At 63.0% G+C, this 21,460-nt stretch carries 14 protein-coding genes, 1 tRNA gene, 1 other RNA gene and 1 riboswitch; of the genes, 14 read left to right on the top strand and 2 right to left on the bottom strand.

Annotation, left to right across the window (positions count from 1 at the left end):
• From GM415_RS04590 to acs, 3 genes are all read left to right on the top strand, one after another.
• Positions 1–2,193 carry a sensor histidine kinase gene (locus tag GM415_RS04590; protein ID WP_158946653.1) on the top strand — a complete coding sequence of 731 codons (2,193 nt, stop codon included), beginning with the start codon at positions 1–3 and terminating at the stop codon, positions 2,191–2,193.
• A 178-nt stretch (positions 2,194–2,371) separates the two neighbouring features.
• On the top strand, positions 2,372–3,244 hold the full coding sequence (locus GM415_RS04585; protein WP_158946652.1) for a LytR/AlgR family response regulator transcription factor: 873 nt from the start codon (positions 2,372–2,374) through the stop codon (positions 3,242–3,244).
• Between the two features lie 124 nt (positions 3,245–3,368).
• Positions 3,369–5,282, top strand: coding sequence for an acetate--CoA ligase (acs, locus tag GM415_RS04580; RefSeq protein ID WP_158946651.1), 1,914 nt, complete (start codon positions 3,369–3,371; stop codon positions 5,280–5,282).
• Positions 5,283–6,178: 896 nt separating this feature from the next.
• On the opposite strand, the gene uvrA is transcribed toward acs, so the two are convergent.
• On the bottom strand, positions 6,179–8,941 hold the full coding sequence (gene uvrA / locus GM415_RS04575; RefSeq protein ID WP_158946650.1) for an excinuclease ABC subunit UvrA: 2,763 nt from the start codon (positions 8,939–8,941) through the stop codon (positions 6,179–6,181).
• A gap of 152 nt (positions 8,942–9,093) precedes the next feature.
• Positions 9,094–9,170, top strand: a riboswitch (cyclic di-GMP riboswitch).
• Positions 9,171–9,242: 72 nt separating this feature from the next.
• Here uvrA and GM415_RS04570 point away from each other — a divergent pair.
• Positions 9,243–10,256 (top strand): HD-GYP domain-containing protein, encoded by a 1,014-nt coding sequence (locus tag GM415_RS04570; RefSeq protein WP_158946649.1) that lies wholly within the window; start codon positions 9,243–9,245, stop codon positions 10,254–10,256.
• A gap of 135 nt (positions 10,257–10,391) precedes the next feature.
• Here the strand turns inward: GM415_RS04570 and GM415_RS04565 are convergent, their stop codons facing one another.
• Positions 10,392–11,603 carry a methyltransferase domain-containing protein gene (locus GM415_RS04565; RefSeq protein WP_158946648.1) on the bottom strand — a complete coding sequence of 404 codons (1,212 nt, stop codon included), beginning with the start codon at positions 11,601–11,603 and terminating at the stop codon, positions 10,392–10,394.
• Positions 11,604–11,919: 316 nt separating this feature from the next.
• Here GM415_RS04565 and GM415_RS04560 point away from each other — a divergent pair, with 316 nt between their 5' ends.
• The 10 genes from GM415_RS04560 (at position 11,920) to GM415_RS04515 (ending at position 21,370) form a co-directional block, all read left to right on the top strand.
• Complete coding sequence (locus GM415_RS04560; RefSeq protein ID WP_158946647.1) at positions 11,920–12,198, top strand: DUF4911 domain-containing protein; 279 nt, start codon at positions 11,920–11,922, stop codon at positions 12,196–12,198.
• A 111-nt stretch (positions 12,199–12,309) separates the two neighbouring features.
• Positions 12,310–12,385, top strand: a tRNA-Ile gene (locus tag GM415_RS04555).
• A 181-nt stretch (positions 12,386–12,566) separates the two neighbouring features.
• Positions 12,567–13,565: a Nif3-like dinuclear metal center hexameric protein gene (locus GM415_RS04550; RefSeq protein ID WP_158946646.1), complete on the top strand. Its 999-nt coding sequence runs from the start codon at positions 12,567–12,569 to the stop codon at positions 13,563–13,565.
• A 49-nt stretch (positions 13,566–13,614) separates the two neighbouring features.
• Complete coding sequence (locus GM415_RS04545) at positions 13,615–14,340, top strand: zinc ribbon domain-containing protein (RefSeq protein ID WP_158946645.1); 726 nt, start codon at positions 13,615–13,617, stop codon at positions 14,338–14,340.
• A gap of 334 nt (positions 14,341–14,674) precedes the next feature.
• Positions 14,675–15,034: RNase P RNA component class A (rnpB, locus tag GM415_RS04540), an RNA gene on the top strand.
• A gap of 506 nt (positions 15,035–15,540) precedes the next feature.
• Positions 15,541–16,737, top strand: a complete 1,197-nt coding sequence (gene ispD / locus GM415_RS04535; RefSeq protein ID WP_158946644.1) for a 2-C-methyl-D-erythritol 4-phosphate cytidylyltransferase — start codon at positions 15,541–15,543, stop codon at positions 16,735–16,737.
• Between the two features lie 4 nt (positions 16,738–16,741).
• Entirely contained in the window at positions 16,742–17,608 is an 867-nt protein-coding gene (locus tag GM415_RS04530; RefSeq protein ID WP_158946643.1) for a hypothetical protein, read from the top strand.
• Between the two features lie 39 nt (positions 17,609–17,647).
• A complete protein-coding gene (gene cysS, locus GM415_RS04525) occupies positions 17,648–19,105 on the top strand; it encodes a cysteine--tRNA ligase (RefSeq protein ID WP_158946642.1) in 1,458 nt (485 codons plus the stop codon).
• Between the two features lie 922 nt (positions 19,106–20,027).
• Positions 20,028–20,756 (top strand): metallophosphoesterase family protein, encoded by a 729-nt coding sequence (locus tag GM415_RS04520; protein WP_158946641.1) that lies wholly within the window; start codon positions 20,028–20,030, stop codon positions 20,754–20,756.
• 290 nt (positions 20,757–21,046) lie between these two features.
• Complete coding sequence (locus GM415_RS04515; RefSeq protein ID WP_158946640.1) at positions 21,047–21,370, top strand: c-type cytochrome; 324 nt, start codon at positions 21,047–21,049, stop codon at positions 21,368–21,370.
• The last annotated feature ends 90 nt before the right edge of the window (positions 21,371–21,460 follow it).

Here is a 21,460-nt window from a genome sequence, read left to right as displayed (position 1 = left end):
ATGTCACCCGATCCCATCCGCATCTCTTCCACCACCCGCAGGGAAAAGCGGCGGCGCAAGTGGGAATACATCCTGGCCCTGGTCTTTCTCGTGCTCCTGGTCGGCCTGACCTGGGCCGAGCTCAAGTACCTGAGCGGGGACTACTACCTTATCCTCAACCTGCTCATCCTCAACGTGGTCCTGCTGCTGGCCATGCTCTTCTACGTGGCGCGCAACGCGGTCCGGCTCATGCTGGAGCGCCGTCGCCGCGTGCTCGGCTCCAAGCTCAGGACAAGGCTGGTCCTGGCCTTCATCTCCCTTTCGCTCATCCCCACGGCTCTTATCTACCTGGTGTCGGTCAAGTTCGTGCAGACCTCGGTGGATTACTGGTTCAAGGGCCAGGTGGAGGAGTCCATGGAGCAGGCCCTGGAGCTGGGGCGCGCTTTCTACGGCTCGGCCCAGGATCGCCTGGAGCGGCGCGGTACGGTCATGATCGGGGAGATCGTCAAGTCACAGTATGCCTGGGGCGGCAAGGGCATGGACCGCTACCTGAACAAGAAATTCGACGAGTACGACCTCAGCCTGGTGGGCGTCATCAACCCCGAGGGCAACGAGCAGAACACCCACGCCTCTCCCCAGTGGAGCCAGGCCTGGCCCGAAATCAAGCAGAAGATCGACTGGCAGTCCCTCAAGGCGGACCCCCGCCCCTGGACAACCATCATCCCCAAGCCCGGCAGCGACCTGGTTCTGGGCGTCACCCCGGTGGACGAGGGCAGGACCGGTTATCTGGTCATCGGCGAGACCGTGGGCCAGGGGCTCCTGCACCGCCTCGACCAGATCGTGCGCGGCCTGGACGAATACAAGAAGCTCAAGGATCGCAAGTACCCTTGGAAGATGAACCTTTACCTCACCCTGGGGGTCATGGCCCTGCTCATCATCCTCGGGGCCATCTGGTTCGGCTTCCGCCTGGCCAAGGAGCTCTCGGCCCCAGTGCAGGCCTTGGCCGTGGGCACCGAGCGCATCGGGCGGGGTGACCTCTCCGTGCGTCTTGAGGACCGTTCCGACGACGAACTCGGCTTCCTGGTCCAGTCCTTCAACCGCATGGCCGAGGACCTGGAGCAGTCACAGCAGTCGGTGCAGCAGGCCAACCTGCGTCTGGCCCAGCAGAACCAGGAGTTGGAGCGGCGCGGCCAGTACATCGAGGCCGTGCTCAACAACATCACTTCGGGCGTCATCTCCATGGACGCCGAGGGCCGAATCGGCACGGTCAACACCGCGGCCGAGGACATTCTGGGCGTACCCGGCGGCCTGCTCATCGGCAGGAAGCCCACCGAGCTGCTCTCGGGCGAGTTCTCGGACATGATGCGGGAGGCGCTCTCCCAGGTCTCCAACACCCCCGGCGCCCTGTGGCAGCGGCAGATCGACCTGCCGGTCCAGGGCAAGAACATCCGCATGCTCATCAACGTGGTCTCCCTCCAGAACGTGGGCGGCCGCGACGCGGGCCACGTGGCCGTGTTCGAGGACATCACCGAGCTGGAAAAGATTCAGCGGCTGGCCGCCTGGCGCGAAGTTGCCCGGCGCATCGCCCACGAGATCAAGAACCCGCTCACGCCCATCAAGCTTTCGGCCCAGCGCCTCCAGCGCCGCTACGGCACCGAGATCGGGGAGCCGGTCTTCGAGGACTGCACCAGCCTCATCGTCAACCAGGTGGAGCGGCTGCAGAACATGGTCACGGAGTTTTCCGCCTACGCCAAGCTGCCCGAGGTCCAGCCGAGGCCGGACAGCCTGCCGCCCGTGCTCGAAGAGGTCCTGGCCATGTTCGAGAACACCCACCGCAAGATCGGCTGGTCCCTAGAGTTTCTCACCCCGGTGGGCGAGTTCCCCTTTGACCGCGAGGCCATCCGCAAGGTGCTCATCAACCTGTTCACCAACGCGGCCGAGGCCCTTAAGGATACCACCAAGGCGCAGGTGGCCGTCACCGTGGCCCACGACACCGGCGCGGGGCTCGTCTCCATCGCCGTGGCCGACAACGGCCCGGGACTGCCCAAGGACTCCTCGCGCATGTTCGAGCCCTATTACACCCAGAAGAAGGGCGGCACCGGCCTGGGCCTGACCATCGTCCGTTCCATCGTGGCCGACCACCGAGGTCAGGTCCGCGCCATGTCCAACTCCCCGGCCGGAACGGTCTTCCTGATCGAACTCCCGGACGCCTAGGGAGCCGTCGTGACAGGCTGTCCGCGCGGGCCGTCTACGCTGTGGCTCTCCGCGCCACAGGCGGGCTCTTCCCATTTCCCCTTTCTTCCCCGGACCTTGCGTCCGGCTCCGATTCCCGGTAGAGAGAGAGCAGGCTAGAGCACTCCATTCCGAACCAAACAAGGCGGCGAGCCGAACCATGCCCAAGCTCAAGACACTGCTCGTTCATTCGGACCCGGCGGTCCGCAGCGCGTTGCGCGACGCGCTTGAGGACGTGCCGTTCCTGCAGATTCTGGGTGAGGCCGTGACCGCGTTCGAGGCCTTGGAGCTGCTCGAAGCCATCCCCTACGGCGTGTTCTTCGTGGGCACCGACCTGCCGGGCGACGCCTCGGGCATCGAGATGGCCCAGATGCTGGCCGGGCGAAAGAACAAGCCCGCGCTGGTCTTCATCTCGGATTCCGAGGCCAGGGCGTACGCGGCCTTCGAACTGGGGGCCACCGACTACCTGCTCTGGCCGCCCGCGCCCGGGCGCATGGCCCGGACCATCGACCGGCTGCAGACCTTCAAGCAGCGTTACCGCGAGGTGCCTCCTCCGGCGGCATACGGAGCGGACGTGGAGCCTCCGGACGACAACGCGGACGAGCTCACCGTGAAGCTGCCTCTGCCCGAAGAGGAGCAGGACACCTTCCTGGCCGCGCTCAAGGCGGCCTGGGACCAGACCGCCGGACGCCGGCAGGAAATCGAAAAACTGGCCGTGACTCAGGACGGGCGGACCATCCTCATTCCCTACGATCAGATCATCTTCGTGGAGGCGTTCGAGGACTATTCCTACGTGCACACGGCCAACCAGAAGTTTCTTTCGTCCCACCGCCTCAAGAATCTGGAAGACAGGCTGGGACCGCACCGGTTTTTCCGGGTGCATCGCAAATACCTGGTGAACCTGGACATGGTCACTGAGATCGCGTCCATGCCCGGCTCGAATTTCATGCTCAGGACCGCGGGCCGTACCCGCATCGAGCTTCCCATCAGCCGCCGCCGCATAGCGGAGCTGAAAAAGGTCATCGGACTGTGACCGTTTATCTTGCGTGGGCAACCGCTGACCGAATAGGGCGGGTGTTGCCGTGTAATGTTGGTATGAAGGAGTCTCGCCGAACCGGTTTGGACGGCCGGTCCGTCAAGGGCGAGGAGGATAGCACATGGAAGGCGCAATAGATAATTTGCTGCAGGAAGAACGGGTCTTCCGCCCGCTCCCGCAGTTGGTCATCGAGGCCAACGTCAATCCCCAGGAGCTGGAGGCGGCCCGCCGTTTCTCGGCAATGGATCCCCTGGGGTACTGGGAGGAGGCGGCTGACGAGCTGGACTGGTTCAAGAAATGGGACCAGGTCTTTGACGACAGCAACGCTCCCTTTTGCCGCTGGTTCTCGGGCGCGCGGTGCAATATCGTGTACAACGCCCTGGACCGGCACATCGAAACGGCCAACAAGAACAAGCTGGCGCTCATCTGGGAGGGCGAGCCCGGCGACACGCGCAAGTACACCTATTTCGAACTCTACCGCGAGGTGAACAGGTTCGCCAACGCCCTGCGCACCCTGGGCGTCCGCAAGGGCGACCGCATCGTCATCTACATGCCGCCCCTGCCCGAGACCGTCATCTCCATGCTCGCTGCGGCCAAGATCGGGGCCATCCACTCCGTGGTCTTCGCCGGGTTCTCGGCCAAGGCGCTCCGGCAGCGCATCAACGACGCCCAGGCCAAGCTGCTGATCACGGCGGACGGCTTCTACCGCAACGGGCGCATCATCAGCCTCAAGGAGACCGCCGACGAGGCGCTCATCGGGGCCTGCGCCGACTGCGTGGAGTCCATGGTCGTGGTCCGGCGCTGCAACATCGGCGTGGACATGGTCGACGGCCGCGACTTCCAGTACGAGGACCTCATCCGCCAGGAGCGCAACGAGGCTCCCACCGAGGTCATGGAGGCGGACGACCCGCTGTTCCTGCTCTACACCTCCGGCACCACGGGCAGGCCCAAGGGCATCGTCCACTCCCACGCGGGCTACATGGTCGGCGTAAACCGCACCCTGACCACGGTCTTCGACATCAAGCCCACCGATATTTTCTGGTGCACCGCGGACGCGGGCTGGGTCACCGGCCACTCCGCCGTGGTTTACGGCCCGCTCATGGCCGGGACCACCTCGGTCATGTACGAAGGGCACCCCAACTATCCCCAGGCCGACCGCCTCTGGGCCATCGTGGCCAAGTACGGGGTGACCATCTTCTACACCGCGCCGACCATGATCCGCATGCTCATGCGTTTCGGCACCCAGTACCCCAAGACCCACGACCTCAGCAGCCTGCGCCTGCTCGGCTCGGTGGGCGAGTCCATCTCCCCGGAGGCCTGGACCTGGCTGTACAAGTACATCGGGCGCAGCGAATGCCCCGTGCTCGACACCTGGTGGCAGACCGAAACCGGCATGTTCATGATCGCGCCCATGCCCATCTCCCTGCTCAAGCCAGGCTCGGTGACCAAGCCGCTGCCCGGCGTGGAGGCCGACGTGGTGGACAAGGACGGCAACCCCGTGCCCCCGGGCAAGGGCGGCCTGCTGGTCATCACCAAGCCGTGGCCGGCCATGATGACCGGGCTGTGGAACGACGACGAACTTTACAAAGAGTACTGGGAGAAGATTCCCGGCGTGTATTACGCGGGCGACGTGGCCCGCAAGGACGAGGACGGCTACATCTGGATTCAGGGCCGTGCCGACGACGTGATCAACATCGCCGGGCACCGCATCGGCTCCGCCGAACTGGAGGCCGCCTTCGGCGTGCACCGCGCGGTGAGCGAGTGCGCGGTCATCGGCGTGCCCGACAAGATCAAGGGCGAGGCGGCCAAGGCCTTTGTCCTGCTCAACCACGGGTTCGAGCCCGACGACGACCTGATCAAGGACCTCAAGAAGACCATCCGCAACGAACTCGGCCCGGTGGCCGTGATCAAGTCCATCGAGTTCCGCGACAAGCTGCCCAAGACCCGCTCCGGAAAGATCATGCGCCGCGTGCTCAAGGCCGAGGAGCTGGGGCACGAGATCGGGGATTTGACCGGCCTGGCCAATGATGATTGAGGGTTGGCCCCTTCGGGGATGAAGAGATAAAGGAAGGCCGCCCTTTGGGGGCGGCTTTTTTTGTGGGAATCGCGCTTGCAGCGCGCGAGAGCCGGGTTTGGGGCTGCGCCCCAAAAGCCCTCCATGCCCTCCCGGCGGGGTCCATTTCTTTTGCTGCGCCAAAAGAAATAGACGAAAGAAAAGGCGCTTGGAGGGGTATCCCCGCCCCCGGTGCTCCCGGGTGAGAATCTCATCCAACCCGGTCGGCTCCGGACTTCGTTGAGTGGAACGCTCTGCCAGCTTTACCATTCGGAGGCCGTCCGACTCCGTGCGGGTTCCGGGACAAGAGCCGCCGCCCGGCTTGGTGAGCTTCTAGGCCCGTGAGCAAGGGGCTGACTGCGGACCTCCGAAGAGGAAGTCGAAGCGCCGAATTGCTTTTTTCTGATTCGTACTGAGGTGCTAGCTCGGTTTGATGAGAAAAGTTGATTTAATTAAGCAGGTTGGTGCTAGCTTGACATGGCGGACAAAGGCCTGTTGCCTCATTCGGTAAGCTACCAATTACCCCGGCAGCGACCGGTCATCGAGCTCGGGGCTTAGAGCCGCTTTTACACGGCGAAAGCGCAGCCCGAAGCGCGCCTGCCCGCAGGCTTTCGCATTTCGGGCAGCGGAAGCCGTGTTAGCGGCTCTTGGCCCTGAGATCGCGCTGCAGCACCACCAAAGGCGTCTTTTGCTTACTTTTGGACGCCTTGGCCCAAAAGTAAGTCGCCCCGAAAGGGGCGAAACCCTTCCCCCATCAATCGACGCCGAAAGGCGGCTTCCTTATTCTCTTTTCCTCTCCCCCAGCGCCGCAGGCCCCACAAAATAAAAAGGCCGCCCTCAAAAAGGCGGCCTTCCTTTTTCCTTTCAACAAGCAACCATCACAAAAACTGCCCTGTTGCCGAATCGGGATTGGCAATAATCTCCTCGGGCGTTCCCGAGGCCACAATCTCCCCGCCATGCTCGCCGCCGCCGGGGCCAAGATCAATGACATGGTCCGAGGCCATGATCACGTCCGTATTATGCTCGATGACGATGACCGTGGCACCCTTGTCCACCAGGGCGTGGAGAACCTTGATGAGCTTGCCCACCTCGTGCATGTGCAGGCCGGTGGTAGGCTCGTCCAGAATGTAGAGCGCGCCGGGCAGGTTGCGCTTGCCCAGTTCGCGGGATATCTTGATCCGCTGGGCCTCGCCGCCGGACAGAGTGGTGGCTGCCTGGCCGAGCTTGATATAGTCGAGCCCAACCTGGGAGAGCACGTCCAGGCGGCGCATGAGCGGCGGGTGGTTGGCGAAGAACTCGCGCGCTTGGCGCACGGTCATGTCCAGCACGTCGGCGATGTTCTTGCCCTTGTACTCCACCTCCAGGGTCTGGGCGTTGTAGCGCTTGCCCTTGCAGGTCTCGCAGGTGACGTAGACGTCGGGCAGGAAGTGCATCTCAACCCTGATCTGGCCGTCACCCTTGCACGCCTCGCAGCGGCCGCCCTTGACGTTGAAGGAGAAGCGGCCCGGCTTGTAACCACGCGTACGCGCCTCCTTGGACCCGGTGAAGATCTTGCGGATTTCGTCGAAGATCTTGGTGTAGGTGGCCGGGTTGGAGCGCGGGGTGCGGCCGATAGGCGTCTGGTCGATGGAGATGACCTTCTCGATCTGGTCCAGTCCTTCGATGCCACCGATCTTGCCGGGATTGTTTGCCTTGTTGCCCTGATGAAGCTGGATGTGCTTGTAGAGCGAGTCCATGACCAGGGAGGACTTGCCCGAGCCGGACACGCCGGTGACGCAGGTCATGACCCCCAGCGGGATGTCCACGTCCAGGTCCTTGAGGTTGTTGGTCTCCACCTTGCGCAGGGTGATCTTGCCCTTGCCCTTGCGCCGGGTCTCGGGCGGTTCGATGAACATGTCGCCACGCAGATACTTGCCGGTCAGGGAGTCGGCCTTGAGCAGCTCGGTGACCGGGCCCTGAAACACGATCTCGCCGCCGAGCCAGCCCGAGGAAGGGCCGATCTCGATGACGTGGTCCGCTTCCCGGATGGTGGGCTCGTCGTGCTCGACCACGAGCACGGTGTTGCCGCGCGTCTGGAGCGAGCGCAGGGTGTCGATGAGCCGCTGGTTGTCGCGGGGGTGCAGGCCGATGGAGGGTTCGTCCAGGACGTAGGTCACGCCCACCAGGCCGCTGCCGAGCTGGGAGGCGAGTCGGATGCGCTGGGCCTCGCCACCGGACAGGGTGGCCATGTTCCGGCCCAGAGAGAGATACTCCAGTCCCACGTTGACCATGAACCCGAGCTTGTGGGTCAGCTCCTTGAGCAGCGGCTCTGAGATGAGCGTCTCCTGGCCGGTGAATTCCAGCGCTTCGAGCCACTCCAGGGCGCGCTGGATGGACATGGACGCGAACTCGAACATATTCTTGTCGGCTACGCGCACGGCCAGGGCCTCGGGCCTCAGCCTCGCGCCTTCGCAGTCCGGGCAGGGGCGCGACTGCTGAAAGCGGGCGGTCCAGTGGTCCCAGACCCCGGACTGCAACTGGCCGTATTCCAGGATGGGCACCACGCCCTGCCAGTTGACCCGGGGGTTGCCGTAGAAAAGATCGTCCCATGCCTCGGGCGTGTAGTCGGCGAGCGGGGTGTCCAGGGTGAAGCCGTGCAGCTTGCCCAGCGCCTTGAGCTTGGGGGCGTACTGTTCCTGCCGGTAGGCGGACTTCCACGGGATGACGCCGCCCTCGTTCAGGGAAAGGCCCTTGTTGGGGGCGATGAGGTCGGGCTCGAAATACTCCACGCTGCCGATGCCGTTGCAGGTGGGGCAGGCTCCCTGGGGCGAGTTGAAGGAGAAGAGCTGCGGGGTGAGGCGCGGCATGGAGATTTTGCAGGAGGGGCAGGTGGACAGGGTGGACATGAAGGTGTCGCCCGGCTTGTCGCCGCCGACCACGGACAGGATCATCCGCTCGTCGCCCTTGTCCAGGGCCAGCTCCACGGAGTCGGCCAGCCGCTTCTTGATGCCGTCCTTGAGCACCAGCCGGTCCACCACCAGGTCGATGGTGTGCTTCTTGTTCTTCTCCAGCTCGGGCACCTCGTCCAGGGGGTGGATCTCTCCGCCGATGCGCACGCGCACGAAGCCCTCTTTCTTGAGCTTGGCAAAGAGGTCCTTGTGGGTGCCCTTCTGGTGCTCCACCAGCGGGGCGAGGAGCATGAACTTGGTGCCGGGCTCCATGGCCAGGATGGTCTCCACGATCTGGTCCGTGGTCTGGGCCTCGATGGGCTTGCCGCACTCGGGGCAGTAGAACTTGCCCAGCCGGGCGAAGAACACGCGCAGGAAGTCGTAGACTTCGGTGACCGTGCCCACGGTGGAGCGCGGGTTGCGCGTGGCGGTCTGCTGCTCCAGTGAGATGGCGGGCGAAAGGCCCTCCACCTTGTCCACGTCCGGCTTGTCCATCTGGGGCAGGAACTGACGGGCGTAGGCGGAGAGGGATTCGACGTAGCGCCGCTGCCCTTCGGCGTAGACGATGTCAAAGGCCAGGGTGGACTTGCCCGACCCTGACGGCCCGCACACCACCACGAGCTTGTCGCGGGGGATGTCGAGTGTCAGGTCCTTGAGGTTATGGTGCCGGGCGCCTTCTATATGAATGGAATGCTTGTCTGCGGATTGAGTCATTCCGGGAGAGTAACCATTCCTGAAAGGATGGCAAGCGGCGGAAACAAAATGGCAGGCGTTCCGTTCATGGCGTGTAAAGTCTCCTCCTGCCGCGCCGATGAAGTGATCGGAAGCGCGCCGTTTACAGAGCCCCACCCGGTGCGTATATTGCCGCATGACAAAGCCAAATCCGTTGCAAAGCGGAGACGGAAAGCCACGGGTCCCGCAGCGGGACAGCCGGGTTGCCGGATGCCGGACACAGGCCGCCGCAAGGGGGTGTCCGGCCCGCCGTCGGGCCCTACATCGGGCCAAGGGAGAATAGATGGACACTGACCGAACTGCCGGGAACAACGCGCCCGGCAAGACAAACAAAAAGAAATCCGCCCTGTTCAAGGTCTCGCCGTACATGGTCATTCCTTCACGCGTGGGGGGATTCTCCCTGTACCTGAAGCAGGACGAGAGCTTCGTGCTCTATGCGGAAAAGGGCGAGCTGTTCACTGACGAGCACAAGAAGCGCCTGGGGCGTCTCGGTGTGGACCATCTCTACGTCAAGGCCGAGGACTACAGCCATTACGCCGTCTACCTGCACGACAACCTCCTTGAACTGCTGGACGACGATGCCATCCCCGTGCGTGAGCGGGCCCGGGCCTGGAACGACGCGACCGTCTCCCTGGCCAAGGAGGCCTTTGACCGCTCCATGCCGCACTCCATGGACAAGAAGCGGTTCGCCCGCATCCGCAAGCTGATCAACAGTTCTCTCAAATTTCTGGCCCGTGACGACGCCCTCAAGGAGTTGGCCCGCTTCATCTCCGAGGGCAATCAGGTCTTCAGGCACGGCATCGCCGTGATGGTGCTGACCGTCAGCGTGCTGTCCAGGATCGTGACGGAAAACAACGAGTTGCTGGTGGCCGTGGCCATCGGGTCCATGCTTCATGACATAGGCAAACTGGAGCTGCCGGAAGACCTCTTCGCACGCAGGCCGTCCACCCTGAGTCAGGGCGAGATCGAGCTGATTCGCTCACACCCGGCCCTTGGTGTTGGCGTCTGCTCGAGCGTGCCCCTGCCCCAGGAAGCACTCCAGTGCATCCTCTTTCATCACGAGCGCATGGACGGGTCAGGCTATCCTTCAGGCGGCAACGCGGACCTGCTCCCGTTCTACGTCAAGGCGCTCATCCTGTGCAACGAGTACGACAACCTGCTCAACGGAGAGGGCGAGGCGCGCAAGCGGCACACCCCGTTCGAGGCCCTGACCCGGATCAAGAGCCGGGGCGCCGCCCACGACCAGGACATGCTCAAGCTGCTCATCGAGGTGCTCTCCAAGGCGGAGCTCACCTAGGCGGTTTCGTTGCGAGACTTCTGTCACGCGAGCGTTGTTTCAACTCGCTGTGATGTCAGATAAAAATGAATTGCGGGCGCAGCCAAGGCTGCGCCCGCAATTCATTTTTATCTTCCGTCCAGCCTGGCGGCGGGACTATCCCTGCTTCTTTCGTCCCCAGACGGCATAGATCGGATCACTCTCGGGCAGTTGGCCGGAGTAGCGGTCCTCCGGGTCCTCGGGCCGGGGCCAGCCGCGCTCGGAGCGGGTGACGATCCCTTCGAACCGTTCGGTGCGGAGCAGATACTGGCTGACCAGTCCCAGACGTTCGAACTCGTGGAGTTCGGTCCAGATGCGGACGGCCTTTGGTTCGAACCAGCGATTGGAAAACGTTATCAGGGCCAGTCCGCCGGGCTTGAGAACCCTGGCCACCTGGTCGAAGACCTCGCCGGGCCGGATCAGGTATTCCACGCCGACCGTGCAGATGACCGCGTCGAAGGACTCGTCGTCAAAGGGCAGGCGCGGGCTCTCGTTCAGGTCACGGACCATGTGCTCGGTCAGGGCCGGGTTGGCCTCCAGTTCCTGCCGGTTCATGCCCAGCCCGGCCATGGAGGCGGGGCGGAAGCCCTCTGGCAGGTGGGACTCGTGTCCGGCCATGAGGTCGAGGATGCGCATGTCGTCGGAAAGCAGCTCGGCATGAAGGTGCTGCACGTTCTCCCTGGCGCGGCGGTCGAGATGCTGGACCGGGCGAGGCTTGGCGTAGAACCGGGCGTCGCAGGATTCGTCCTTGCGCTTGAACGGCTCGCCGCCCAGAAAGTCGGTGGGCGTCTCGGGGAGTCGGGCCTGCATGCCCGGTCCCTGCAGGATGATCTCCGGCCACCGCTTGAGCTTGCCGCTGCCCTGTCCGGGGCGGACACCCATGACTTCGGCCAGTATGGCGACCTCCCGCCCGGCCATGGGATGGTTCAGGTCGGCCTTGAAGGTCCCCTGGCTGAGCCCGGTCACGCGAAACGGGGTAGCCGAGTCGGGGCGGGTTCCGGGCACGCGCTCGATGAAATTCTTGGGGTAGAACCTGCCGAGCCTCGGCTTGATGATCCGGCCGTCGAGCAGGGGCGGCTGGAACCGGGCGATTGGCATGTCCAGCACCTTGCCCGGCTTGAAGGCCGGGACCTCGGACGGGTCCATCCTGAGCCGGACCGAGTCACCCACGCCCAGCCCGCGCATGTGGCTTTTTACTCCCAAGGGGAGCATATCCCTGGTGAAACTGACGTCCTCCGCCAGGTAGTGTTCCATGTGAACGGCGTGGGAGCTCTCCCACGTGAAAGTGAAGTATATTGTCGCCAGAGATTCCGGCGTAATGCGAGCCATGAGCGGCCTCCTGGGATAGGTACTGTCCTCGGGTGCGCAGGGGTTGCGGCGGATTGAGAAGATTCGGTCCGAGTATACCGCATCCGGCTTGAAAGGCAAACCAATGTTTCCCCGGAAGTGCCGATAAAGCCTGCCCTGGCGGGCTGTTGAGGCAGGGGCGGGGGACGGGTTGCGGGAAAAGTGCTGGCCCGAAGCAGGGTTCCAGCCCTGGAGGGGATGGAATCCGGCCGGTATCGCTGCCGTGGCCCTTGCCGGCAGCCGGGAGGAGCCGATGTTTGCCGTTGCGCTTTGCCCCGGCAGCGGGTAGGACCCGGCTATGGCTTCGCAGAAAAAATCTTCCCGCCGCCGCCCGCGCAAGCGTCCCTGTCCGCCGCCGCCCCTGTTCTCGGAGCGGCTCTACGTGCGGATCGACCCGGCCCGCATCGCCCTGTTCCGGTTTCTGCTCGAAGGCTATGACAACCTGGGCATATTCACCGTGACCGACAAGTTCAAGGGTATCCTCCAGCTCCGCTACTCCCCCCACCAGCGAAGGGAGATCAGGCGCTTCATCGAGGCCGCGCGCAGCGAGATGGACGTGGCCGAACTCTCCCTCTGATCAGACGACCGCCTGTTTGCCGACATACTCCCCCTGTATGATCGCACTGCACCTGTGCTGCATGCTTGACACGCCTGTGGTGTCTGGTCTATCGTCCTGTGTTCGCACGACGGGCCAGTAGCTCAGTTGGCAGAGCCACCGGCTCATAACCGGTCGGTCCCAGGTTCGAATCCTGGCTGGCCCACCAACTCTCTCCCCCCCCTGCCGGGAGGAATGATTGATAGCATACGACACAGGAACACCGTTCAACGCACTGGTCCTGAAATATCCCACTAAGGCCGAAGGCCGGGATATAGAAGAGGAATATGATGCTCCCGAGGGGGAAACCCTACGGGAGCATTCTCATTCCGGGGGTATGGTATAAGTCTATGAAAATTAAGGATATTTTGCCGATTTTCGACAAATTGGCTCCTGAGGCGAACCAGTCGGCCTGGGACAATTCCGGGGTGCAGATAGCGGGTGCTGCGGACGCGGCGAGCAAGGTCGCCGTCTGTCTGGAGCCGACCCCGGCCATGGTGGCCCGCTGCCTGGAGTGGGGAGCGCAGGCCGTGCTTACTCACCATCCGCTCTACATGAAGCCCAAGGGACTCGGCTCGCCGTCGCCCTATCTGGACGTGGTCCGGTTGGTGATCGGCAGCGGGGCCTGGCTCTATGCCGCGCATACCTCCCTGGATACCCGGCCCGGCGGGCCAGCCTTCTGGCTGGGCGAGGCGCTGGGCCTGACAGGCTCCCGACTGCTGGAGGTGGAACACGGGCGCGCGCCCATCGAGGCGTCCTTTTACGCGGACAAGCCCATCGAGCGGGAGACCGCGGCGGTCTGGGCCAATCATCCGGGTATCCACTCCGTGTCCCAGAGCAGGGCGGGCGAGGTGCGCGTGGTCTGCGACGAGGCGGCCTGGAACGAAGTGGCCGGAGGCATTGAATTTTCGCTGGGCAAACGGCCCGTCTTCTACCTGCGCTCCCTGACCGCGCCCACAGCCGAGGTCGGATTCGGCGAGGTGGGTGACCTGCCCGAGCCCTTGTCCTGGGACGCCTTTGCGGACCTGCTGGGCGGACTCATCGACAGGGATGCGTTCATGGTCTGCGGGCCGCAACCCGAGACTGTGTCCAGGGTAGCTTACTGCGGCGGGTCCGGTTCTTCCCTGGCGGACAAGGCGGCCCGCGCCGGAGCGGACGTGTTGGTGACCGGGGACATGAAGTACCACCCGGCAGTGGAGACTCCGGTCTGCGTGGCCGATGTGGGCCATTTCTCTTTGGAAGAAGAGATGATGCGCCGTTTCGCCAAGGAACTGGAAGACGAATTGGACGGCGTGGCCGTACGGTTTTTCCCCGGTGACGAGCCCATGCGCTTTGTCGTCCGGAAATGACGGAAAGTCCATTTTTAGATGTTTTCAAATAGATTAGAGAGGTTTACGAATGTACGAGAAACAAATTGAACAACTGATCATTCTCCAGCAGGTGGACGACGAGATCCTCATTCTCAGGGACGAGATCGAAAAGGCTCCCCTGGAGCTGGCCGACCTCGAGGCCCAGATGCGGGAGTTCGACGAGCGTCGGGTTCAGATCGACGAGCGCATGGAGATCCTCAAGGACCAGAAGAAGAAGCTGGGCGTGGAGATCGAAGAGGACGCCGGCAAGATCAAGAAGTCCAAGAACAAGCTGATGCTGGTGGGCAACACCAAGGAATATCACGCCATGATGCGCGAGATGGATTCCCTGGAAAAGCTCAACCGCATGCGCGAGGAAGAGCAGATCGCGGTCAAGGAGGAAGTGGTTCGGCAGCAGGACGCCACCGCGGCCCTGAACGAAGAGATGTCCGGTGTGCAGGAGCAGTACGACGCCCTCAAGACCACCCTGGACGAGCGCCTGGCCGAGGCCAACAAGAAGCTCGAATCCCTGGACCGCAAGCGCAAGAAGGCCTGCAAGGTCGTGCCGCCGCCCATCCTGGGCCGTTACGAGTTCATTCGCGAGCGCATGGAGAACCCGGTCATCGTCCCGGTCACCAGCGGCGTCTGCCACGGCTGCCACATCATGATCCCTCCGCAGGCTTACAACGACCTGCAGAAGGGCAAGCAGATCCTGAGCTGCCCCAACTGCCAGCGCCTCATCTACTGGAAGCGCGAGGACGAGGGCGAAGAGTAGAATCGGCCTTCGGCAGCGGCGCAAACCGTTGCCATCGACGAGTTCCGCATTACTTCACTACAAGAAGTAGTGCGGAAACGTCAGTCTTTGACACCATGAGGCTGGGCAGAAGGTCCCAGCCGCAAGGCAACGGGCACAAAAAACCACCAGTGAGTGGTCTAAATTGCCACGATGGCCTCTTTGACAGAGTGAGGCTTGTGAGCGTGGTGTAGCCGCAAGGAGACGAGCCCGGTTTGAGCGCAGGCGTAGCCCGGCTACGTCGAGCATCAAACCGCGCTCGGCAACGCAGCGGATGCGCCGCGATCGCAAGCCGGGGCACACAGGAAAATATTTAGGAGTTGGCCAGACTGTCGCGGCAGCATCCGCTGTCGAGGAAAGTCCGGGCTCCGTAGGGCAGGACGCTGGGTAACGCCCAGGGGGAGCGATCCCCGTCAAGTGCAACAGAGAGTAGACCGCCTCCGGGCTTCGGCCCGGCGGTAAGGGTGAAAGGGTGGGGTAAGAGCCCACCGGCTGTCGCGGCGACGCGGCAGGCCAGGTGAACTCCGTCCGGAGCAAGACCAAATAGGGTAGCGTGGTAGGCCGGCCCGGCCGAGCTATCGGGTAGGTTGCTAGAGGCGTCTGGTAACAGCCGTCCCAGATGAATGACAGTCGCCCCGCAAGGGGAACAAGACCCGGCTTACGGCCAACTCCTGTTTTTCATACGCCGGTGGCGCATAAGGCGCCATCCGCGTCGTTGAGCGGGTTGCCTTTGTCCTCGGCGTATTTGGATACGCCTGCGGGAAAGGCGAACCCGACCGCCTAGCGGCTGACACCTTCTGCGCAACCTCCCTTCGGGCTGATAGCGGGAAGGGAGGAAAAAGAAGGTTGGGCAGCTTCCCGGATTGCGGCGGTTATCGCCGGAGTCCTTGGCGTATTGGGATACGCCTGCGGGAAAGGCGAACCCGTCCGCCTGGCGGCTGACCCCTTCTGCGCAACCTTGCTTCGGGCTGGTAGCGGAGAGGGAGAAGAATGAAGAAGGCTGGGAAGCTTCCTGATTTTGACTGGAAGACGCAGGTGGCACGGCGGATTACGTTACGGCGCAGGAGACCAGCCAGTTCGGTTTGAGCGCAGCCGCCATCCAGGGTTGAAATCGAGCGGGGCAATCCCCGTTTCAGCCGGGCCGCGCAACAGGGGCGGCAGGCACAATAGAGAGAACGATACATGGACCGACCGTTGAACGATATATGGGGCATCATCCTCGCCGCCGGGTCCGGCACCCGGTTGGCCGAGGCCTCGGGCGGGGTGCGCAAGCAGTACCTGGAGTACAAGGGCGCCCCCCTCTTCTGGCATTCGGCCCGGACCTTTTCCCGCGTGGCCGGGGTCAAGGGGCTGGTCTTCGTGTTTCCGCCCGACGACGCCAAGGCCATGGAAAAAGAGGTGCGCCACTTTTTCAAGGTCGAGGACCTCGGAGTGGAGTGGCGCGTCTGCGCCGGAGGCGAGCGGCGGCAGGACTCCGTGCGCAACGGCCTCGGGGCATTGCCCCGGGCATGTGGCGGCGTGCTGGTTCATGACAGCGCCAGACCCTTTGTTTCGGCCGGGATGATCTCCCGGCTCATCGACGCCCTGAATGAGGGCGCGCGCGGCGTGATTCCGGCGGTGGAGGTAACCGACACCATCAAGCGTGTGGACGGCGACACCGTTGCCGAGACCCTGGACCGTGCGGTCCTGCGCGGCGTGCAGACGCCCCAGGCCTTTGAGACCGCGTTGCTGCTGGAGGCCCATGAACGGGCCGAGGCCGAAGGCTGGGAAGTCACGGACGACGCGAGCATGGTTGAACGGCTGGCCGAGGTACGGGCCATCGAGGGCGAACGGGGCAACGTGAAGATCACCACGCCCGAGGATCTGGCCCGTCTGGAAGAGGAGCGGGTCACGGTCCCTTGCGTGGGTTGGGGCTACGACGTCCATCGCTTCGGCGGCGAGAACGACCGCCCGCTGGTGCTCGGCGGGGTTCCCATTCCCGGTAAACAGACCATCGTGGCTCATTCGGATGGCGACGTCTTGCTTCATGCCCTGACCGACGCCGTGCTCGGCACATTCGGCGGCGGCGACATCGGCACCCACTTCCCGGACACGGACGAACAATTTTCCGGCGCGAACAGCGGCGTCTTCCTCAAGGAAGTCCTGGCCATGGCCGGGGAAGCGGGCGTGCGCGTGGTGCACGCGGACCTGACCGTCATTGCTCAGGTTCCCAGGCTGGCCCCCCATGCGGCCCAGATCGCGGCCAACGTGCGCCGGTTGCTCGGCCTGGACCCGCACCAGGTCAACTTCAAGGCGACCACCGAGGAAAAACTCGGCTTCACCGGCGAGAAAAAGGGCATCAAGGCCGTGGCCGCCGTGACCGCCTTGAGGGAACTGTAGCACCATGAGCCGCCTTTCCAAGTTTCTTCTTTCCTTTGCGATTTTCGTTGCGCTCTGCTACGGCGGACTGGTCTGGTTCGTGAACGGCGAGGTGCGCAAGGGGCTGGACGAGGCCGTGTCCGACGTGGACGGGCTTACCCTGGCCTACGACGGCCTCGACGTGGGATTGGCCGACCACACCGTGACCCTGACCAACGCGAACGCGGTGCTGCCTTCGGGGCAGCGGCTCAGGGCAGATGAGGTCGTGGTCACCGCCTATGACCGAAAGCACAGGACGCCCCACTTTGTCACCGCCAGGGCCAAAGGGTTGGTCATCCGGCCAGGCGACGCGGACCTCCCCGGGCTTTCTTTGGCCGAGCCAATCAAGGGCGACCTCTTTGTGGACTACGCCTATGACCCGAAAAGTCGGAGCCTGACCATAAAATCCCTGGCCTTCGACGCTGGGGATGCGGGAGAGGCGGCACTCTCGGGTTCGTTCACGCAGCTTGACCTTGACGCGCTCCGTGTGGAAAAACTCCTCGGGTTGAGCCTGAAGGATCTGCGCCTCACCGTCGCCAACGGGTCATTCATGGACAAGCTCTTCGAACGGGCCGCGAACCGCTTGGGAATGAGCAGGAGCGGCGCACGGCTGCAGGCCAGGAACGAACTGACGGCCATGGCCGACTATGCCGCCGGGGAAGACAACGCGGTGGCCGCCGAGGCCCTGCGTGGCCTGAGCCAGTTCGTCAGTGATCCCGGTACGCTGACCGTCACGGCGGCTCCGGTCGAGCCGGTTCCCTGCCTCTATCTGTTCATGGGCAGGGACCTCTATGAGAATCTCAGGCTGCTGCGGGTCACCGTGGTCGCCGACAAGACAACGGCAAGTAATTAATAGACAATAATTTCAAATTAGTATGATTGGAGCTTAGCGATGAGACTGTACAACACCCTTGCCCGAAAGAAACAGGAATTCACGCCCCTCAACGGCAACAAGGTCAGCATGTACGTCTGTGGGATCACCGCCTACGACTTCTGCCATATCGGCCACGCCCGCTCCAGCGTGGTCTTCGACGTGCTCTACCGTTACCTCAAATACAAGGGGTACGACGTCACCTTCATCCGCAACTTTACGGACATCGATGACAAGATCATCAAGCGCGCCAACGAGGTGGGCAGCGAGGCCGGGGCCATCGCCGAGAAGTTCATCAATGAATTCTACGTGGACATGGACCGCCTGGCCATTGAACGGCCGGACGTGGAGCCCAAGTGCACCGAGCATATTCCCGAGATGATCAAGCTCACCGAGCTGCTCATCGAAAGGGGACACGCCTACGCCGCCCCGTCCGGCGACGTCTATTTCCGGGTCCGTTCCTTTGACGGCTACGGCAAGTTGTCGGGCCGCAATATCGACGAACTGGAGTCCGGCGCGCGCATCGCTCCCGGCGAGGAAAAGGAAGACCCGCTGGACTTCACCCTTTGGAAGGCGGCCAAGCCCGGCGAGCCGTCCTGGGAATCCCCCTGGGGCCAGGGCCGTCCCGGCTGGCACCTGGAGTGCTCGGCCATGAGCGAGAAGTACGCTCCCCTGCCCCTGGACATCCACGGCGGCGGTCAGGACCTCTCTTTCCCCCACCATGAAAACGAAATCGCCCAGTCCGAGGCGGCCACGGGCAAGCCCTTCGCCAACTTCTGGGTGCACAACGGGTTCGTGCAGATCAACTCCGAAAAGATGTCCAAGTCCCTGGGCAACTTCTTCACCATCCGGGACATCCTGGACAAGTTCCTGCCCGAAACCCTGCGCTATTTCCTGTTGACCATGCACTACCGTTCGCCCCTGGACTTCTCCTTCGAGGCCCTGGAGGAAGCGGAAAAGGGCATCAAGCGCGTCTACTCCGCCCTGGGCCAGATCGGGCTGGAACTGGAAAAGACCAAGTGGAAGAAATCCCCGTTCCCCGAGGAGTTGACCGCCGAGCTGGACGAGATCGAGAAGCATTTCGACGAGGCCATGGAGGACGACATGAACACCGCCGGGGCCCTGGGGCACGTCTTTTCCGCAATGCGCCTGGCCGGGCGCGTGGCGGAGGACAAGAACCTGCGCAAGTCCGAAGGCGGCCGCGATCTCTTTGTCCGCATCCAGGAAGACATGAAGCAGTGGGGCGCCATCCTCGGCATCTTCGAGCGTGAGCCCGTCGAGTTCCTGACCGAGCTGCGCGACAACCGCGCCGCCAGGGCGGGCATCGACCCGGCCACGGTGGAGGGATTCCTTGTCGCCCGCCAGGAGGCCCGCAAGGCCAAGGACTTCCAGAAGGCCGACGATATCCGCAACGCCATGACAGCCATGGGGGTTGAGGTGAAGGATACTGCCCTCGGCGCGAGCTGGGATGTATTGTAGGGTCGGATTCAATATGAGAGTCAGCCGCCGCACCGATTGGTGCGGCGGCTTTTTTTTGTGTGATGCCGTGCGGCGCGGCTTGAAAAGATAAAGGAAGTCGCCTTTCAGGCGGCGATTGACGTAGGAAGGGTTTCGGCCCTTCCGGGCCGACTTACTTTTGGGCTGGCGCGTCCAAAAGTAAGCAAAAAACGCGCTTTTTGTGCTGCAGCGCGATCTCAGGGCCAAGAGCCGCTAACACGGCTTCCGCTGCCCGAAATGCGAAAGCCTGCGGGCAGGCGCGCTTCGGGCTGCGCTTTCGCCGTGTAAAAGCGGCTCTAAGCCCCGAGCTCGATGACCGGTCGCTGCCGGGGTGATTGGTAGCTTACCGGATGAGGCAACAGGCCTTTGTCCGCCATGTAGAGCCAGCACCAAGCTGCTTAATTAAGACAACTTTTCCCATCAGGCCGAGCAAGTACTTCTGTACGATTCAGCAAGAAGCAATCCGGCGCTTCGACTTCTTCTTCGGAGGTCCGCAGTCAGCCCCTTGCTCCCGGGCCTAGAAGCTCACCAACGCGGGCGGCGGCTCTTTGGCCGCGATACGCACGGCGTGGGACGGCCTGCGAATGGTAAAGTTGGCAGAGCGTTCCACTCAACGAAGTCCGGAGCCGACCGGGTTGGATGAGATTCTCGCCCGAGAGCACCGGGGCGGGGATGCCTCTCCAAGCGCCTTTTCTTTCGTCTATTTCTTTTGGCGCAGCAAAAGAAATGGACCCCGCCGGGAGGGCATGGAGGGCTTTTGGGAGCGTAGCTCCCAAACCCGGCTCTCGCGCGCTGCAAGCGCGATTCTGGAAGCGAGGGGCCGCAGGCCCCAACGCTGGCTCTCTGCGAAGAGATGTACCCCCTCTCCTTGCCCTGCGCCAAGCGAGAGTATACCCTCACAACCATGACCAAACTCGCCATCCTCTCGGACATCCACTCCAATTTCGAGGCGTTGCAAAGCGTTCTCGTCGACATCGACGCCCAAGGTCCGGACGAGATCTACTGCCTTGGCGACGTGGTCGGCTATGGTCCGCAGCCGCAGGAGTGTTGCGACCTGCTGCGCACGCGGGAGATGGTCATCCTCCAGGGCAACCACGAGCAGGGGCTGATCAACATTCACAACCTGACGCGCTTCAACCAGCCTGCGCGTGACGCGTTGCGGCGCACCCGCGAGATGATCAGCGAGGAAACCTACCAGTGGCTGGTCTCCCACCCCAAGAGCGCGACGGCCCACGACTGCCGGTTCGTGCACGGCACCCCGCCCGACTCGGTCAACGAGTATATATGGAATTACGAGGAGAGCATGGACGAGGTCTTCAGCCGCTACCAGGAGGGGGTATGCTTCGTGGGCCACACCCATGACCTGATGCGCTTCACCTCCAAAGACGGCCAGGCCTCGGCAAAGCTTGCCCTGCCCGAGGGAGAGACGCTCCTCGACCCCGGCCTGCGCCACCTCCTCAATGTAGGGGCGGTGGGCCAGCCCCGCGACGGTGACCCCCGCGCCAAATACGCCCTCTTCGACACGGACAGCCGCATCCTGACCCTGCGCTTCGTGTCCTACGACATCGAAAAGACCGTCAGACTCATCCGTTCCCACGGCCTGCACCGCGCCTTCGCCGACCGCCTTTGGTAACTTATACCCAGGTAGGGTATTCTCTTTTCTTTTGCTGCCATGCTGATGGCAGGTGCTTTGTTGCGAGCTAATACGCTGTATTTTCTACTTGATTAGCATCTTCTATGCCCTGCCGCGCCGACATTATATTTTTCTATTCCAGTCTTGACACCTATACCCCCTATGGGTATATGGAAGGAAAGAGGTTCCCATACCGGGTAGAGGTTATAATGGCGGAAATCGCCAAGGGCATATAAGAACACGAGCATGGATCGCTGTGTTCCCAAAATAAACCGACAATGGAGGAAACCATGTCCCGCAAACTTACCCTGATCGCTGCCAGCGCGCTGATCACTCTTTTCGCCGTCTCCATGGCCTTTGCCATGGGTGGCGGTAACGCCCGCAAGGGCAAGTTCCTGTACCGCAAGAACTGCCGATCCTGTCACAACGGCAGCGAGGCTTCCGACCTGAGCCCCGCCTCCAAGACCCAGGCCCAATGGAACGCCACCTTCGCCGACAAGGCCAAGATCAAGTGTTCGGGCGACTGGACCATTTCCGACAAGGACCTCAACGACATCTTCACCTACCTGCACGACTACGCCTCGGACTCTCCGTCCCCGGCCAAGTGCAGCTAATACGAGGTAAAGCAGGGAGCCGCCTGGTTGCGAAGGCGGTTTCCCATCGCCATTCCGGGCCGTCCGTCCGGGTGATCCGAACGGACGGCC

It is taken from the genome of Pseudodesulfovibrio cashew (assembly GCF_009762795.1).
Lineage (GTDB): Bacteria > Desulfobacterota > Desulfovibrionia > Desulfovibrionales > Desulfovibrionaceae > Pseudodesulfovibrio > Pseudodesulfovibrio cashew.
Note: the sequence above shows the minus strand (reverse complement) of the source record. Positions and strands in the feature narration are given on the sequence as shown.